The organism is Actinospineispora eucalypti, assembly GCF_039543365.1.
Classification (GTDB): Bacteria; Actinomycetota; Actinomycetes; order Mycobacteriales; family Pseudonocardiaceae; genus Pseudonocardia; species Pseudonocardia eucalypti.
Genome location: NZ_BAABJP010000062.1, coordinates 1 through 15,496 on the forward strand (window position 1 = coordinate 1; position 15,496 = coordinate 15,496).

The following is a 15,496-nucleotide window of genomic DNA, read 5'->3' on the forward strand; positions in this document are numbered from 1 at the left end:
TGTTCACCGAATGGTCGATGCGCAGCCGGGCACCCACCTTGGCCCGCATGTTCTCGATCATCTGGTCGTCGATCACTGCCTGCGGCATCACCGCGGCCCGCTCCTCCACTGCCATGGCTCGATCGTAGGCCAAAAATACTCTAGTGGTCGAGTATTGTGTTCTAGACTAAACTCGTCGCGTGGCCACGACTTCCACGGAGCCCGCATGGGGCACGACGATCAGCCGCCGACCGGGCGCCATTCCCTTCCGGTGCTACTCGCCCCGGCGCACGCAGGTGGCGCAGCTACTGGAGGACGCCGGTCGCTGGACCGACCGGACGCACCTCATCCAGGGCGACCGGCGGCTGAGCTTCGCCGAGATGTTCGCCGCCGTGGACCGCGTGGCCGGTGAGTTCCGCGCCGCCGGACTGCGGGCCGGGGACCGCCTGCTGCTGCTCGCGCCGAACTCGCCGGAGTGGGTGATCAGCATGTGGGCCGGCCTGCGGCTGGGCGCGATCGTGGCGCTGGGCAACGGCTGGTGGAGCGGGCCGCTGGTGGCGGGCGCGGTGGACGTGCTGCTGCCGACGTTGGTCCTGGCCGACGAGAAACGGGCCGACCTGGTCCCGCCGGCGTCCCGGGAGCGGGTGGTCGCGGTGCGGACCGTGCGCGAGTGGGTGGACGACACCGGGCGGTCGCCGGCGCCCCTGGCGCCACCGCCGGCGGCTGCCGAGGACGACCCGGCTGTGATCATCTTCACCGCCGGAACCACGGGCGACCCGAAGCCGGTGGTGCTCGCGCACCGTTCGGTGATCGCCAACCTGCACAACCTGCTGGTCATGTCCGGCCGGCTGCCCCAGGACGTCGACCCCGGCCGCCCGCCGGCGGTCAGCCTGCAGAGCGGGCCTCTGTTCCACATCGGCGGCCTGCAGTCGCTGCTGCTCGCCCTGCTCGGCGGGAACACCCTGGTGTTCCTGGAGGGTCGCTTCGACCCCGAGCAGGTGCTTGACGTGATCGAGCGGGAGCGGGTGACCTGGTGGGGCGCGGTGCCCACGATGGCCTCCCGGGTACTCGAACACCCGAGCGTGCCCGGGCGGGACCTGAGCTCGGTCCGGTCGGTGTCCATGGGCGGCGCCCCGGTGCAGCCGGCGTTGGTCGAGCGGCTGCGCACGGTGTTCCCGAACGCCCGGCGGGGCATGTCCACCATCTACGGCATGACCGAGACCGGGGGCACCGTGGCGGCCGCCTCCGGAGTCACTATGGCCGAGCACCCCACCACCGCCGGCGCCCCGCTGCCGGTGGTCGACGTGCGCATCGAGTCGCCCAACGCGGACGGCGACGGCGAGATCGTGGTACGCACTCCCGGGCAGATGACCGGCTACTGGGGCGGCCCGCTGGACGGCACGGGCTCCGCTGGTGGCCCGGACCTCATCGACCCCGAGGGCTGGGTGCACACCGGAGACCAGGGGCGGCTGGTGGACGGGCTGCTCTACGTCACCGGCCGGATCAAGGACCTGATCATCCGGGGCGGGGAGAACATCGCCCCGGCGCACGTCGAGGCGGTACTGCTGCGTCATCCGGCGGTGCGGAACGTGGCCGTGCTCGGGCTGCCCGACCCGGACCTCGGCGAGCGGGTGGCCGCCGTGGTCCAGCTGGAGCCGGGCGCCGGGGTCTCCGAGCCCGAGCTGGCCGAGTTCGCGGCGGCCGACCTGGCCGGCTTCGAACGGCCGGCGGAATGGTGGCTGCGCACCGAACCGCTGCCCATGCACGACTCGGGCAAGACCGACAAGCGCACCCTGCGCGCGGAGTGGCCGGCGCGGCGGTCCTAACGCATCGGGGCGTAGAGGGCGTTCCAGACCAGGCCGGCATAGGCGTCGACCAGGCGCTCGTCCTCACTGGTCGGCCGCGCGCGCACCATCCGGTGCAGGCCGCGCTCGGCCATCCACTGCAACCAGTACGCGGTCTCCGCCGGAGGCAGCGACGGGTCGATGAACCCCTTGGCCTGGCCGGTCTCGATGTGCGCCCGCAACCCACCGATGTACTGGTCCATGGCCTGCTCGACGGCCGCCCGCACCTCGTGGTCGTAGCCGACCGCCTCGTGCGTCGCGGTCATCAGCTCCGGGTGGGGGCGATAGGCCTGCACGATGCCGGCGAGCGCGGCCCGCAGCTCGTCCCTGGTCGCCGTGCCGTCCAGCGCCCACCAGACCCGCGCCGCTTCGAGGATCACGTCGGTGAACTCGGCGTACCAGGTGCGGAGCAGGTTGGCCTTGTCCACGAAGTAGGCGTAGAACGTGGACCGCGAGATGCCCGCCTCGGCGACCACGGTGGCCACGCTGATGTCGGCGAAGGTCGCGCCCGACCGCAGCTCCCGCTCGATGATCGAAAGCACCTGTCGCCGGAGGTCGTCCCGCCGCGCCTGGCCGGACTTCTGCGGCGACCTGGCTGCTGGCATGCCGGGCAGCCTCTCAGACGCCGGACTCGGCGGCGACGGCGGCGTGGTACTCGGCCACCACCTGTCCCGCCACCTCGTCGGCCGGCGCGCGGTCGGCGCCGTCGGCCGGCCAGCCTTCCGCCACCCAGCCGAGCGGCAGGCCGGTCAGCGCCGAGGCCAGGTCGGGGTCGGCGGCCCGTACGATGCCGCCCGGCACACCAGCCGAGCCGTCGACCAAGCCGTCGACCGAGCTGTCGACCGAGCCGCTGACCGGGCTGTCGACCGCGGCCTCCGCGCAGGCGCCGAACCGGCCGCCGACGTAGGCCAGGTCGGCGCCGAGCACCTCGGCCGCGCGCACGTCCCGGCCGGTGACGAACCCGCCGCCGACCGCCAGCGGGCCGGAGAAGAAGGTCCGCACCTCGTCGATCATCGCCAGCGGACTCGGGTCCTCGCTCCCGCCGCGCACCAGCACCAGGCCATCGGCCCCGGCGAAGGCCGCCTTGAGCGCCTGCTCCACCGAGATCACCTCGGCGAACACCGCGCCGCCGTAATCGCGGACGGCCGCCACCACGCGCCGGGGCGAACCCAGCGCGGTCAGCACGATCGGCGGCCGGTACCGGAGTACCAGCGCGAGCTCGTCCTCGAACCGGGCGTAGTCGCGCTGGACGATCATGCTTGCGGCCCACCGGGCGTGCACCAGGCCGGCCAGGCCGGCGTGGATCTCATCCATCCCGCTGGCCAGTTCCCACGGGGTCCGGGCGTTGCGCAGCGGGAAGGACCCGACCAGACCGGCCCGGCAGGACGCCACGACCAGCCCCGGGCCGGACACCGGACACATCGGCGCCACGATCACCGGCGCGCGCAGCCCGTCCGTCCGCACCGGCATCCTCGTCGACACCACCAGCGGAGTGTTCATACACGGGACGGTACACGTTTGTCTGGACACATGTCCAGACAAACGTGTGTCGGACGACCGTCGCATCACACGACTGAGATCAACTCAGGTTCCGAAGATAACCCGAAGGGTGCTCGAGTCGATACTCCGTGTGACGCCGACACTCTGTCGGTGGCGCTACCCAAGGAGCTTGCGCACATGATTCGACGATTCACCGTCACCGCGATGGTCGGGGCGGCCGCGGCGGTCGGCCTCCTCGCCGGCGTAGCCCCCGGCGACGGCGCGGCCGTGACGCCGGTCGCCTCGGCGACGTCGCTGCAGCCGGCCAACGGCCCGCACGGCGACGACCGCGGCCACGGACCGGGTTGGGACGGCCGGCACGGCGACTGGGACGGCCGGGGTGGCTTCGGCCGGGGCGGCGGCTGGGACGGGCACGGCGGCGGCTGGGACGGGCACCGCTGGTGGGTCAGCGCCGACCGCTGCAAGCGCGGCCACGGTCACCCGGACCGCACCCGCTTCGGATGGGTCTGCCGGGGCGGCATGTTCAACGACGCCCCCATTCGCTGAGCAACTCCGCGTGATGCCGTTGCCGGAGACCGCGTCCCCGGCAACGGCATCGCTTCCCACCAGCGGCGATGCCTACCGGGTGGGCCAGTCGGCCATGGTTTCCAGGTAGAGCCGGCGCACGGCGTGCACCTGCGCGTCGATGTCGGCGGGCGTCCACCCATCGGTGCTGATCGGGGGCAGCACGGCCGCCTGCACGGTGCCGGCGCGCGCGGTCCTCGCGTTGCGCCACATGATCTCGCCGGCGTTGCGGATCACGATGGGCACGATCGGGACCCCGGCCTGCGCCGCGAGGTGGAAGCCGCCCTTCTTGAACGGGCCCAGCCGGGGGGTGAGCGAGCGGGTGCCCTCCGGCGCCATCACCACGGAGGTGCCCGAGCGCAGCGTGCGCACCGCCGGCCGGAGCGCCTCGATCGCCCTGTCCCGGTTGGCCCGGTCCAGGAACGCCACGCCGGCCATGTCGAACAGCGCTCCGACCACCGGCATCTGCTTGACCTCCGCCTTGGCCACGGCGGTGAACCCGGTGCGGATCACCCTGGTGGTCACCAGGAAGTCGATCATCGTGCTCTGGTGGTTGATGAAGAATACCGCCGGGCGGTGCGACCAGGCGTGGCGCGCGCCGACCACCTCGACGCGGATGTCGGTGAGCGGCCCGGCGAGGGCGTCGAACATCGCGGTCGCGATGTCCACGCCCAGCCGGCGGTCGCGGTTGAGCGCCCCCAGCGCGATGCCCGCGCCGGCCGAGGCGAACAGGGCGCCGAAGAGGGTCGCGGTGCGCAGCGCCGGTGCCGGGTCGAACCGTCCGGTGTGGCCCGAATGGAAGCGCAGCGCCGGCCAGCCCCGCCGCGCCGCCTCCGCCGCCAGTTCCGGCCGCGGGTTCACCGGGTGGGGCCGTCCGACCCCGGCCAGCAGCGGTACGTCCTCGTCGCCGTTGGCGTAGGCGTGGCTGGCGGCGGCGTCGATTCCGTGCGCCTGGAAGAAGTCACGCACCGCGGCGATCTTGCCCTCGCCCCACGGCGCGGCGCCCTCGATCCGGCCGGTCAACCGCCCGTCCCGGGTGGCCAGGCGGGTGCACAGCACGTGCTCCACCCCCAGCTCCCTGGCCAGCGGGGCGACCTGCATCAGGGTGGCCGAGGTGGCGATCAGCACGGTGTGCCCGGCCCGTTGGTGGGACTCGACCAGCCGCCACGCCTCGTGGAACAGCGACCCGGCGATGCCCCCGGCGAACAGTCGCTCGCCCAGCTCGAGCAACTCCGACTCGGGACGCCCCACCCATCCCCGGATGCCGTCGTGGACCAGCCCGGTGAACTGCTCCTCGGTCAGCGTCGGGCCGGTCGAGGCCCGCACCATCCGCAGCAGCTCGCCGGGACCCAGCTCGAGGTTGCGGAACCGGTGCTCGTACAGCGCCGCGGCCGAGTACCCGTCGATCAGCGTCCCGTCGAAGTCGAACACGGCCGCGATCCCGGGTCCGGACGGGCCGGCCCCGATCTCCCGGATCAGCTCCTCGACGATCATGGCGACAACAGTGCCCGGACCTCGGCGACCGCGTCCACCCCGGCCTGCCAGCTGGGCGAGCAGGGCACCAGGGTGAGCGAACGGGCCCCCGCCTCCACGTAGGGCCGGAGGAAGTCGGCCACCTGGGCCGGGGTGCCCGCCGGGCACAGCCGCTCGAACTTCTCGAACGGCAGCTTGTACAGCCTCTGCATCTTCTCCGCGACCAGCTCGCGGGCGGTGGCCGGATCCTCGGCCAGCCCGCACCAGACCTCGAAGCCGTGCCGATCCGGCTCCGGACGGCCCAGCTCGTCCGCCCGCTTCCGGATCAGCTCGACGAACTCGGCGAACCGGCGCGCCGAGACGAACATCCCCAGCCAGCCGTCGCCGTGCTCGGCGGTGCGCCGGATGGTCGCCTCGGACTTCCCGCCGATCAGGATCGGCACCGGCGGCGACTGCGCCGGCAGCACCGCCCCGGCCGAGATCCGGAAGAACTCGCCGTCGTGGTCGACCACCTCGCCGGTGGCCAGCCGGCGAAGCAGCGTCAGGGCCTCGTCGATGCGCCGGCCCCGGGTGGCCGGGTCCACCCCGCAGTTGCTCACCTCGGAGCGGTCCTCGCCACCGACCCCCACGCCCAGCGTGAGCCGCCCCGGAGCCAGCTCGGACAGCGAGGCCAGCGCGCGGGCCACGGTCATCGGGTGCCGGAGCGCGAGCTGGTAGACGCCGATGAGCACCCCGACCCGGTCCTCGGTGGCCAGCGCGGCGGCCGCGCCGACCATGCCGTCGAAGCCGGTGCCGCCGTGGAAACTGACGTGGTCGGCCACCACCACGTGGTCCAGCCCCGCGTCGGCCACCCGGGCCAGCAGCGCGCGCCGCCCGTCTGGCGGCACGGAAAGCACCTGGTCGTGCACCGACGTGCCGACGGCGATCATGCCGGCACCACCGCCCGGAACACGTCCCTGGCGATGATCCGTTTCTGGATCTCCGCCGTGCCGTCGGCGACCAGGTAGGCCATCACGTCCCGGTAGCGCTGCTGCAGCGGGAACTCGGTGGAGTAGCCCAGGTTCCCGTGGATCTGCATCGCCGCCTGGATCGCCTCCAGGGCCACCCGGGGCGGCCACCACTTGCTCATCGCCGCCAGCGCGGTGTGCGGCTGGCCGGCCCGGCGCGCCCACAGCGCCCGGAAACACAGCAGCCGGGCCGCCTCCAGGTACGTGGCGTGCTCGGCCAGCGGGAACGACACCCCCTGGAACTCGGCGATCTTCTGTCCGAACGCCTCCCGCTCGGTGGCGTACCGGGCCGCCTCGTCCAGCGACGCCCGCGCCGCGCCGAGGCAGAGCAGCCCGAGCGCCGAGCGGGAGAAGTCGAAGTGGTGCATCGCGGCGGCGAAGCCCCGGCCCTCCTCCCCGACCAGGTTCTCCGTGGGCACGAACACCGAGTCCATGGCGACGGAACCCCAGCCCAGCGGCAGGCAGCCCATGCCCGGCATGTGCCCCACCGACACCCCGGGCTCGGACATCGGCAGCAGGAAACAGCTGATCCCCTTGGCCCTGGTCGAGCCCGGGTGCCGGGCGTAGACCAACATCGTGGCCGCGCAGGTGGCGTGGGTGATGGCGATCTTCTCCCCGGACAGCAGCCACCCGCCGGCCACCGGCTCGGCCACCGTGCGCAGGCCGGCCGCGTCCGACCCGGAGCCGGGCTCGGTCACCGCGATGCCGGACACCTGCTCGCCGGCCACCAGCTCGGGGATGTACCGCTCGCACACCGCGCGCGAGCCACCCTCGGCCAGCTGCGCGGCCACCAGCCCGGACTGCACCGGGGCGGCGGCCACGTTGACGTCGCCGTAGGCCAGCGTCTCGGCGACCATGCCCAGGGTCACCGGGTCCTCCGGGCTCACCCCGGCGCCGCCGAACTCCTCGGGCAGCCCGATCCCCAGCACGCCCAGCCCGGCCAGCTCCTTGTGCGCCTCCCACGGGAACTCCGCCTTCGCCGCGCGATCCCGGTACGCGGGCAGCAGCCGGGTCCGCGCGTACCGGTCCAGCTCGACCCGGAACGCCTCCTGCTCCTCGGTGAACCCGAACGCGTTCACAGCATCGTGAAGCCGCCGCTGACGCTGAGCACCTGACCGGTGACCCACGTCGACAGCGGCGAGACCAGGAACAACACGGCGCCGGCGATGTCGGCCGGCGCACCGAGCCGGCCCAGCGGGTAGGCCCGGGCCAGCTTGTCCGCGCCCCCGACCTGCTCGATGAACCCGGAGCTGCCCGGCGTGACCGTGGTGCCGGGGGCCACCACGTTCGCCCGCACGCCCTTGCGGCCGACCTCCTGGGCCAGGCTCTTGGTCACCGCGACCACGCCGGCCTTCGCCCCGGCGTACACGCTCATCGAGTGCTCGCCCACGCGCGCCGAGTCGGACGCGACGTTCACCAACCGCCCCTGGGTCGCCACCAGGTCGGGCAGCGCGGCGCGCATCATGTTGATGGTGCCGAGCAGCGTCACGTCCACCACCCGCCGGGCGTCCTCGGCGGACGTGTCCGCGAACTTCTTGATCGCCCACGCGGCGGCGTTGTTGACCAGCACGGACACCGGCCCCAACTGCTCGCGCACGGCATCCAGCCCCTGGCGCACCGACGCCTCGTCGGCGATGTCCACCTGGACGCCGATCGCCGTGCCGCCCTTGGCGGTGATCTGTTCGGCGACACTCTTCGCCGCCTCGGCGGACAGGTCCGCCACCGCCACCCTGGCCCCGGCCTCGGCCAGCAGGTGGGCGATTCCTTCCCCGATACCGCTGCCGCCGCCGGTCACCACCGCGACGTCGGAGCTCAAGTCGATCTGGATGCTCATGGTGTCCCTTCGGAACCCGTGAGTGATTTGTGTGGCTATAGCCACACAAATCACTCACGGGCCATGATCAGTGGCTTTGGACGTACTTGGCGAACTCGGGCTGGCGCTTCTCCGCGAACGCGGCCGCGCCCTCCTTCGCCTCGTCGGTCTGCAGGAAGGAGTCCAGCCCGGCGATGGCCAGCTGGGACAGCCCACCCTGGTGGTCGGTGTCGGCGTTGAACGAGTGCTTCAGGAAGCGCAGCGCGGTCGGGCTGTACCTGGCGATCTGTTCGCCCCAGGCCTTGGCCGCCGGCAGCAGCTGCTCCTTCGGCACCACCTTGTTCACCAGGTTCCACCGCTCGGCGGTGGCCGCGTCGTACTGGTCCAGCAGGAACCAGATCTCCCGCGCCCGCTTCTCCCCCACCACCCGCGCCAGGTAGGCCGAGCCGAAACCGCCGTCGAACGAGCCAACCCGGGGGCCGGCCTGCCCGAACGTGGCGTGCTCGGCGGCGACAGTCAGGTCGCAGAGCACGTGCAGCACGTGCCCACCGCCGATGGCGATGCCGTTCACCGCCGCGATCACCGGCTTCGGCACGTCCCGGATCAACCGGTGGAAGTACGCGGCCTCGAACAGGCCGTTCTCGGTCGGGCCGTAGTCGCCGGTCTCGTTGCGCTGCTTCACGTCGCCGCCGACGCAGAACGCCCGGTCACCGGCACCGGTGAGGATCAACGCGTGCACCGAGTTATCCGCCCAGGCGCGCTTGAACGCGTGGATCAGCTCCTCGATGGTCCTGGCCCGGAAGGCGTTCATCCGCTTCTCCCGGTCGATGGTGATGACCGCGTTCGGGCCGTCGACCTCGTATCGCACGTCTTCGTAGCTCATGGCTCCCTTTCGGATCTCAGTCGAGAAGTTCGAGCAGCGTTCCCGTGCCCAGCCCGCCGCCGCAGCACATGGTCACCAGGCCGTAGCGGCCGCCGGTGCGGCGCAGCTCGTGCACCGCCTTGGTGGTCAGCACACAGCCGGTGCCGCCCAGCGGGTGGCCCATCGCGATGGCCCCGCCGTTCGGGTTGACCTTCGCCGGGTCGGCGCCGACGTCGGCCTGCCAGGAGAGCACCACCGAGGCGAAGGCCTCGTTGATCTCGATCAGGTCGAGGTCGTCGATGCCCAGCCCGTTGCGCTCCAGCAGCTTCGGGGTGACGTCGTGCGGGCCGAGCAGCATCATCACCGGGTCCACCCCGGTCGTCGCGGTGTCCACGATGCGGGCCAGCGGCCGCAGGTCCAGCTCGGCGGCCGCCCGTTCGCTGGCCACCAGCACGGCGCTGGCGCCGTCGGAGATCTGCGAGGCGCTGCCGGCGGTGTGCACGCCGTTCGGCACCACCGGGTCGAGTGCGGCCAGCTTCTCCGCGCTGGTCTCCCGCAGGCCTTCGTCCCGGCTGATCTCGATGCCGTCCGGGTTGACCACCGGGACCACCTGCCCGTCGAACCGGCCGTCCGCCCACGCGCGCGCGGCCCGTTGCTGCGAGCTCAGCCCCAGCTGGTCCGCCTGCTCGCGGGTGACGCCCCACTTCTCCGCGATGCGCTCGGCCGCCTGGTACTGGTTCAGGAACTCGTAGCGGGCCAGGTACTCCTTGGGCACCGGGCGGCCCAACCCGAAGTCCTTGCGGAAGTTGGACCCGATCGGGATGCGGCTCATCGACTCCACGCCGCAGGCCAGCGCGAGATCCACCACACCCGCGCCGACCAGTGCGGAGGCCAGGGTGAGCGCCTGCTGGGAGGAGCCGCACTGGGCGTCCACCGTGCTCGCGGCCACCGACTCGGGCAGCCCTTCGGCCAGCCAGGCGGTACGCGTGACGTTGAAGGACTGCTCGCCCACCTGGGCCACGCAGCCACCGACCACCTGGCCGACCCGATCCGGCTCGACCCCGGCGACGTCCAGCGCGGCCCGCTGCACCAGGCCGAGCAGCCGGGCGGGATGCACCTCGGCCAGCCCCTTGCCCCGGCGGCCGAGCGGTGTCCGGACCGCTGATACGACGAAAGATTGCTCCACCTCTCGATAATAGAGTCTTAGAGCTTTTACACTCAACCGGTGACCAACACCGAAGCTGTCTCACACACCCGAATAGGCCAGGTGCTCCGGGTGACGCTGTACCGGCCGCCGGCCAACGCGCTGGGCCTGCCCCTGGTCGAGGGCCTGGAGCAGGCGCTGGACGAGTTCGAGAAGTCTGACGCCCGAGTGCTCCTCATCACGTCCGCGCTGGACGGGTTCTTCGCCGCCGGCGCCGACATCAAGCTGATGGCGGGCGCCACGGCCGACGAGTTCGCCGCCTACGGCGAGGCGCTGCGCGGCCCGCTGAACCGCCTCGCCACCGCCGACCGGCCGTCCATCGCGGCCATCGAAGGGCTCGCCCTCGGCGGCGGCATGGAGCTGGCGCTGGCCTGCACGCTGCGGGTCGGCTCGCGCTCGGCCCGCCTGGGCCTGCCGGAGTCGAAGCTGGGCCTGATCCCCGGCGCCGGTGGCACCCAGCGGCTGCCCCGGCTGGTCGGCCGGGCCCGCGCCCTTGACCTGATGCTCACCGCGCGCGAGCTGTCCGGTGGCGAGGCCTACGCCATGGGCCTGCTGGACCGGCTGGTGGAACGCGGCGCCGCGGCCGAGACGGCGATGGCGCTGGCCGAGACGCTGGGCCGCCGGTCGGGGGCCGCGCTCACCGAGATCATGCGGTGCGTGGACGACGTGTTCGACCGGCCGCTGGCCGACGGCCTCGCCCGGGAGACGGAGCGGGTGAACCGGCTGTTCACCGGCCGCGAGGCCCGGGAGGGCCTGACCGCGTTCCTGGAGAAGAGGAGGCCGGACTATGCCTGAGCGGACAGCCACTCGGGGCATCACGGTGCTGCGGGGCGGGGTGGCCCAGATCGCCGCCGCCGGAGCCGAGGCGGAGCGGCGCGGGTTCGACGCGGTCTGGTCGCCCGAGTTCTACACCCGCTCGGCGGTGGTCACCCTGACCCGGCTGGCCGCCGAGACCCGCCGGACCAGGGTGGGCAGCTCCATCGCCTACGGTGTGGGCCGCTCGCCGCTGACCATCGCCACCGAGGCGCGCAGCCTGGACGAGGTGTCCGGCGGCCGGCTGGTGCTCGGGCTGGGCACCGGCACGCGGCGGATGATGAGTGACTGGCACGGCGTCGACCCGGAGGGACCGGCCTCCCGGATGGAGGAGCTGGTGCCGCTGCTGCGCCGGTTGTGGCGGCTGCACGAGGCGCCGGTCCGCCACGACGGCCGCTTCTACCACGTGAACCTGACGCCGACCGCCGAGGTGGACGCGCCGGTGCGCACCGACATCCCGGTCTACACCGCCGGCGTGAACGCCCGGATGGTCGAGGTCGCCGGCCGGGTGGCCAACGGGTTCCTCGGCCACCCGCTGTTCTCCGCCGGGTACCTGCGCGGACCGGTGGCCGAGGCCATCGCCGCCGGGGCGGGCAAGGCGGAGCGTGACCCGGCCGAGGTGGAGGTGTGTGGCGTGCTGATCTGTGCCGTCGCCGACGACGAGGAACAGGCCCGCCGCGAGGTGGCCGGTCAGCTCGCGTTCTACGCGGCGCCGAAGGCCTACGGCCGGGTGCTCGCCGCCCAGGGCTTCGACGCCGCCGGGGCGGACATCCGGGCCGCGTTCGCCGCCGGCGACCACGCCGCGATGGTGGCCGCCGTGCCGGACGAGATGATCGACGCCCTGGCCGTTGCCGGCACCCCGTCCCAGGTCGCCGAGCGGCTGCGCCGCTACGACGGCGTACTCGACCACGTGATCGTCTATCCGCCCAGCTTCCGGCTGGACGCCCACCGCTGCGACGAGCTGGTCGCGCAGCTGCTGGAGCACGCGGCACCCCAGCCGAGGGAGAGACTGACATGAGCACGATCAAGACCGAGGTCCGCGACGGCGTGTGCTGGCTGCGCCTGAACCGCCCGGAGCGGCGCAACGCCTGGACGGCCGAGTGCGGGGCGGCGATGACCGAAGCGCTGCTGCGCGCCGAGGCGGATCCGGAGACGCGCTGCGTGGTGGTCACCGGCGAGGGAGGGGCGTTCTGCGCCGGCGTGGACCTGCGGGACGGGTTCGAACGCACGCCGGACGGCGCGCCCGATCTCAAGGGCATGCACCGGCGCCACTTCGTGCCCACCATCCTCGGCCTGCGCACCCTGCCGCTGCCGGTGATCACGGCGGTGAACGGGCCGGCGGTCGGGTTCGGCGCCAGCCTGGCGATGGCCGGCGACTTCTTGGTGATGGCCGAGTCGGCGACGCTGCGCCTGGCGTTCGTCTCGCTCGGGTTGAACCCGGACAGCGGCGGCACGCACCTGCTCCCCCGCGCGGTCGGGCGGCAGCGGGCGACCGAGATTGCCATGCTCGGCGAGCCGGTCACGGCGGCGAAGGCCGTCGACTGGGGCATCGCCCACCGGGCCGTCCCGGACGCATGCCTGGAGGACGCGGTGGCCGAGCTGGCCGGTCGCCTGGCCGCCGGTCCGACCAAGGCATACGCCGCGATCAAGCGGGCCTTCAACTCCGGGGAGCACCCGAGCCTGACCGAGCAGCTGGAGCTGGAGGGAGAACTGGTTCACGCGCTGGCCACCACGGCCGACTTCCAGGAGGGCGTCGGCGCGTTCCTGGAACGCCGCCCGGCCCGCTTCACCGGCGCCTGAACTCACGTATCCTCAATTATCTGAAGTTGGACGAAAGGCGTGTCTGGTGAGCGCGGAACAGGACCCGATCGAGTTCACCCGGGAGCACTGGGCCGACCAGGACCAACCGGGAGCGGAGTACTTCGCGGCCATGGGTGCGCTCATGCGCACCCACCAACTCATGATCAACGAGCTGGACCGGGAGCTCAAGGCGCACAACCTCAGCCGCACCGCGTTCCTGCTGATGGCCACGCTGCTCATCTCCCGCGAGCACACCCGCCCGCTCGGCCAGCTCAGCCGGCACCTGCTGGTGCACCCGACCACCATCACCCTGGTGGTGGACCAACTGGCGGCGCGTGAGCTGGTCCACCGTCGGCCGCACCCGACCGACCGGCGCACGGTGCTCGCCACCCTCACCGAGGAGGGCCTGCGCGCGGTCACCAAGGCGGCCGAGTCCCTGGCCGCCGCGCGGTTCGGGCTCACGTCGGTGAACGAGCCGCTCGCGCGGCGCCTCAGCGCGGTGCTCGGCGAGGTCCGGACCAAGATGGACGACGCGCCCTAACCCGCCCACCGCACGATCGGGTGGTAGATCCACCGGGTAGGCCCAGGCCGTGGGAAGTTCGGCGCATCGACCTGGAGGAGTCCCCATGCTTGCTCTCGCCGGAGCCGTGCTGTTCCTCATCGCCGCCGTCATCGATCTGCTCCAGGACCCGATCCAGCTGAACGTGGTCCTGAAACTGGTCGGGTTCGTGCTGCTCGCGCTGGTCCTCGGAGGAATCGGCTACACGTGGTCGCGGCTGGATGTGCTGGCGCTCGTCGCCGCCCTGCTGTTCCTCATCGCGCTCATCCTGGAGTTCACCGGCTACCCGGCGACCACGGACATTCTCCTGACGACCGCCGGATTCATCCTCGTGTCGCTGTTCCTCGCCGGAGTCGGCCCCAGGACACTGCGCCGCGTCTGAGTCAGTCCTTCGACTCGGTGGCCAGCTTCTCCCGGAGTACGAACTTCTGGATCTTGCCGGTGGCGGTCATGGGCATCTCGTCCAGGATCTCCAGCCGCTCCGGCAGCTTCACCACGGCGATCTTGCGCTCGTGGCGCAGGTAGCCGGTCAGCTCCTCGAAGGTCGGCGCCTCCCCCTTGGGCACCACGAACGCGCAGGCGCGCTCGCCGAGGACGCGGTCCGGCATGCCGACCACGGCCACGTTCGCCACCTTGGGGTGGGTGAGGAGGTGCTCCTCGACCTCCCGGGCGGAGATGTTGGTGCCGCCCCGGATGATCAGGTCCTTGATCCGCCCGGTGACCCGCAGGTAGCCGTCCGCGTCCACCCGGCCGAGGTCGCCGGAACGGGAGATGCCCCGCTCGTCGACCGCGTCGGCGGTCTTCTCCGGGTCACGCCAGTAGCCGAGCATCAGGCCGGGCCCGCCGTGGCAGATCTCGCCCTCCTCGGCGGCCGCCACCTCGGCACCGTCCTCGCCCCGGATCTCCAGCGTCACGCCGGGCAGCGCCCGGCCGTCCGAGGACAGGATCTTCGCGTTCTCGTCGTCGGGCCGGCAGCTGGTGACCAGCAGGCCCTCGCTGCGCCCGTACACCGGCAGCAGTGCGCAGTGGGCAAACTTGGCCTGCCAGTCCGTCAGCAGCGACTCCGGGATGGGCGCGCCGGCGCTGACCCAGCGGGTCAGGCCGGACAGGTCGTGCCGCCCCGGGTCGTAGCTGTCCAGGGCCATCCGCACGAACGGGGTGGCGGCCATGCTGGCGGTGCAGCCGTGCCGTTTGATCCGGTCCAGCGCGGCCGCCGGTTCCCAGGTGTCCATCAGGTGCGCCGAGGCGCCGAGCACCAGCGGCGAGGTCACTCCCATGGCCAGCCCGGTGGCGTGGGTGATCGGGGACGGCATGAACATCACGTCGTCCGGGCCCAGCCCCATCACGTCCGCGCCCAGTGAGTGCACCGTGTAGCTGACGGTGTTGAACGTGTGGAAGCAGCCCTTGGGCCGGGACTCGGTGCCCGAGGTGTAGATGATGCAGTGCGGCTCGTCCGCGGTCGGTGGTTCGCCCAGGACTTCCGGCCCGGGCACCTCGTCGCCGGCGATCAGGTCCTCGAGGCGCAGCTCGTCCTCGCCGGCCTCGGCGCGCACGGTGATGACGTGCCGCAGGCTCGAGCAGTTCGGCCGGATCTCCCGCACCATGGCCAGGTAGTCGAACTTCCGGTAGTCCCCGCAGACCACCGAGATCTTCGCCTCGGCGTGGTTGATCGCGTAGGTGACCTCGTCCCAGCGGTAGATCGGCATGGTGGGCACCAGCACCGCGCCGATCCGGGCCAGCGCCAGGTAGACCACGACGTACTCGTTCCAGCTGGGCAGCTGCATCTGCACCCGGTCGCCCCGCTGGATGCCCATCCCACGCAGCCTCGCGGCCAACCGGTAGGCCTGGCCCCGCAGCTGGACCCAGGTCAGTTCGGTGTAGCCGTCGGAGACCGCGATCTTGTCCGGCTGCACGCCGGCCCAGTGGTCCACCCGCTCGGCCAGCGACCCGTCCCGCCAGAAGCCTTGCGCGCGGAAGCCGGCGATGGTGTCGGCGTCGTACCGGTCCTCGGGGCGAATGAGCTGGGTCATGGCTGCCTCACTGCTCGACGCTGAACTATCGAGTGCTCGATATTCGCA

16 protein-coding genes are annotated in these 15,496 nt (G+C 72.3%); 7 read left to right on the forward strand and 9 right to left on the reverse strand.

All coding sequences use genetic code 11. From position 1 onward, the window contains the following. Positions 1-179 precede the first annotated feature (179 nt). On the forward strand, positions 180-1,805 hold the full coding sequence (locus tag ABEB12_RS38065) for an AMP-binding protein (protein ID WP_185062027.1): 1,626 nt from the start codon (positions 180-182) through the stop codon (positions 1,803-1,805). On the opposite strand, the gene ABEB12_RS38070 is transcribed toward ABEB12_RS38065, so the two are convergent. After that, positions 1,802-2,428 (reverse strand): TetR family transcriptional regulator, encoded by a 627-nt coding sequence (locus ABEB12_RS38070; RefSeq protein ID WP_185062028.1) that lies wholly within the window; start codon positions 2,426-2,428, stop codon positions 1,802-1,804. The two genes, ABEB12_RS38065 and ABEB12_RS38070, sit on opposite strands and share 4 nt — an antisense overlap. Before the next feature lie 13 nt (positions 2,429-2,441). Beyond that, the gene (locus ABEB12_RS38075; RefSeq protein WP_345703510.1) at positions 2,442-3,323 is read right to left on the reverse strand and encodes an NAD(P)H-dependent flavin oxidoreductase; all 882 of its coding nucleotides are present in this window, start codon (positions 3,321-3,323) and stop codon (positions 2,442-2,444) included. Positions 3,324-3,500: 177 nt separating this feature from the next. Here ABEB12_RS38075 and ABEB12_RS38080 point away from each other — a divergent pair, with 177 nt between their 5' ends. Then, the gene (locus tag ABEB12_RS38080) at positions 3,501-3,869 is read left to right on the forward strand and encodes a hypothetical protein (RefSeq protein WP_185062029.1); all 369 of its coding nucleotides are present in this window, start codon (positions 3,501-3,503) and stop codon (positions 3,867-3,869) included. A 72-nt stretch (positions 3,870-3,941) separates the two neighbouring features. On the opposite strand, the gene ABEB12_RS38085 is transcribed toward ABEB12_RS38080, so the two are convergent. The 6 genes from ABEB12_RS38085 to ABEB12_RS38110 all read right to left on the reverse strand — a co-directional run bounded on the left by ABEB12_RS38085 (position 3,942) and on the right by ABEB12_RS38110 (position 10,228). Continuing rightward, entirely contained in the window at positions 3,942-5,381 is a 1,440-nt protein-coding gene (locus tag ABEB12_RS38085; protein WP_185062030.1) for an HAD-IB family hydrolase, read from the reverse strand. Next, the gene (locus tag ABEB12_RS38090; protein ID WP_185062031.1) at positions 5,378-6,289 is read right to left on the reverse strand and encodes an LLM class flavin-dependent oxidoreductase; all 912 of its coding nucleotides are present in this window, start codon (positions 6,287-6,289) and stop codon (positions 5,378-5,380) included. The genes ABEB12_RS38085 and ABEB12_RS38090 overlap by 4 nt, the downstream gene beginning before the upstream one ends. Beyond that, entirely contained in the window at positions 6,286-7,446 is a 1,161-nt protein-coding gene (locus ABEB12_RS38095; RefSeq protein WP_185062032.1) for an acyl-CoA dehydrogenase family protein, read from the reverse strand. The genes ABEB12_RS38090 and ABEB12_RS38095 overlap by 4 nt, the downstream gene beginning before the upstream one ends. Then, entirely contained in the window at positions 7,443-8,201 is a 759-nt protein-coding gene (locus tag ABEB12_RS38100) for an SDR family oxidoreductase (protein ID WP_185062033.1), read from the reverse strand. The genes ABEB12_RS38095 and ABEB12_RS38100 overlap by 4 nt, the downstream gene beginning before the upstream one ends. A 67-nt stretch (positions 8,202-8,268) precedes the next feature. Beyond that, entirely contained in the window at positions 8,269-9,063 is a 795-nt protein-coding gene (locus ABEB12_RS38105; protein ID WP_185062034.1) for an enoyl-CoA hydratase-related protein, read from the reverse strand. Between the two features lie 16 nt (positions 9,064-9,079). Further along, complete coding sequence (locus tag ABEB12_RS38110) at positions 9,080-10,228, reverse strand: acetyl-CoA C-acyltransferase (RefSeq protein WP_185062035.1); 1,149 nt, start codon at positions 10,226-10,228, stop codon at positions 9,080-9,082. Between the two features lie 39 nt (positions 10,229-10,267). Here ABEB12_RS38110 and ABEB12_RS38115 point away from each other — a divergent pair, with 39 nt between their 5' ends. The 5 genes from ABEB12_RS38115 to ABEB12_RS38135 all read left to right on the forward strand — a co-directional run bounded on the left by ABEB12_RS38115 (position 10,268) and on the right by ABEB12_RS38135 (position 13,800). After that, the gene (locus ABEB12_RS38115) at positions 10,268-11,041 is read left to right on the forward strand and encodes an enoyl-CoA hydratase-related protein (RefSeq protein WP_185062036.1); all 774 of its coding nucleotides are present in this window, start codon (positions 10,268-10,270) and stop codon (positions 11,039-11,041) included. Further along, positions 11,034-12,077 (forward strand): LLM class flavin-dependent oxidoreductase, encoded by a 1,044-nt coding sequence (locus ABEB12_RS38120; RefSeq protein ID WP_185062037.1) that lies wholly within the window; start codon positions 11,034-11,036, stop codon positions 12,075-12,077. The genes ABEB12_RS38115 and ABEB12_RS38120 overlap by 8 nt, the downstream gene beginning before the upstream one ends. Continuing rightward, positions 12,074-12,859, forward strand: coding sequence for an enoyl-CoA hydratase-related protein (locus tag ABEB12_RS38125; RefSeq protein ID WP_185062038.1), 786 nt, complete (start codon positions 12,074-12,076; stop codon positions 12,857-12,859). The genes ABEB12_RS38120 and ABEB12_RS38125 overlap by 4 nt, the downstream gene beginning before the upstream one ends. Positions 12,860-12,905: 46 nt before the next feature. Then, the gene (locus tag ABEB12_RS38130) at positions 12,906-13,400 is read left to right on the forward strand and encodes a MarR family transcriptional regulator (RefSeq protein ID WP_185062039.1); all 495 of its coding nucleotides are present in this window, start codon (positions 12,906-12,908) and stop codon (positions 13,398-13,400) included. A gap of 85 nt (positions 13,401-13,485) precedes the next feature. After that, positions 13,486-13,800, forward strand: coding sequence for a hypothetical protein (locus ABEB12_RS38135; RefSeq protein WP_185062040.1), 315 nt, complete (start codon positions 13,486-13,488; stop codon positions 13,798-13,800). A 1-nt stretch (position 13,801) separates the two neighbouring features. Here the strand turns inward: ABEB12_RS38135 and ABEB12_RS38140 are convergent, their stop codons facing one another. Continuing rightward, complete coding sequence (locus ABEB12_RS38140) at positions 13,802-15,448, reverse strand: AMP-binding protein (protein WP_185062041.1); 1,647 nt, start codon at positions 15,446-15,448, stop codon at positions 13,802-13,804. Positions 15,449-15,496 lie beyond the last annotated feature (48 nt).

Excerpts from the sequence above, each read along its gene's own strand:
- ABEB12_RS38070 (WP_185062028.1), bottom strand. The coding sequence starts at position 2,428 with ATGCCAGCAGCCAGGTCGCCGCAGAAGTCCGGCCAGGCGCGGCGGGAC.
- ABEB12_RS38100 (WP_185062033.1), bottom strand. The coding sequence starts at position 8,201 with ATGAGCATCCAGATCGACTTGAGCTCCGACGTCGCGGTGGTGACCGGC.
- ABEB12_RS38105 (WP_185062034.1), bottom strand. The coding sequence starts at position 9,063 with ATGAGCTACGAAGACGTGCGATACGAGGTCGACGGCCCGAACGCGGTC.
- ABEB12_RS38090 (WP_185062031.1), bottom strand. The coding sequence starts at position 6,289 with ATGATCGCCGTCGGCACGTCGGTGCACGACCAGGTGCTTTCCGTGCCG.
- ABEB12_RS38075 (WP_345703510.1), bottom strand. The coding sequence starts at position 3,323 with ATGAACACTCCGCTGGTGGTGTCGACGAGGATGCCGGTGCGGACGGAC.
- ABEB12_RS38120 (WP_185062037.1), top strand. The coding sequence starts at position 11,034 with ATGCCTGAGCGGACAGCCACTCGGGGCATCACGGTGCTGCGGGGCGGG.
- ABEB12_RS38135 (WP_185062040.1), top strand. The coding sequence starts at position 13,486 with ATGCTTGCTCTCGCCGGAGCCGTGCTGTTCCTCATCGCCGCCGTCATC.
- ABEB12_RS38140 (WP_185062041.1), bottom strand. The coding sequence starts at position 15,448 with ATGACCCAGCTCATTCGCCCCGAGGACCGGTACGACGCCGACACCATC.
- ABEB12_RS38085 (WP_185062030.1), bottom strand. The coding sequence starts at position 5,381 with ATGATCGTCGAGGAGCTGATCCGGGAGATCGGGGCCGGCCCGTCCGGA.
- ABEB12_RS38125 (WP_185062038.1), top strand. The coding sequence starts at position 12,074 with ATGAGCACGATCAAGACCGAGGTCCGCGACGGCGTGTGCTGGCTGCGC.
- ABEB12_RS38080 (WP_185062029.1), top strand. The coding sequence starts at position 3,501 with ATGATTCGACGATTCACCGTCACCGCGATGGTCGGGGCGGCCGCGGCG.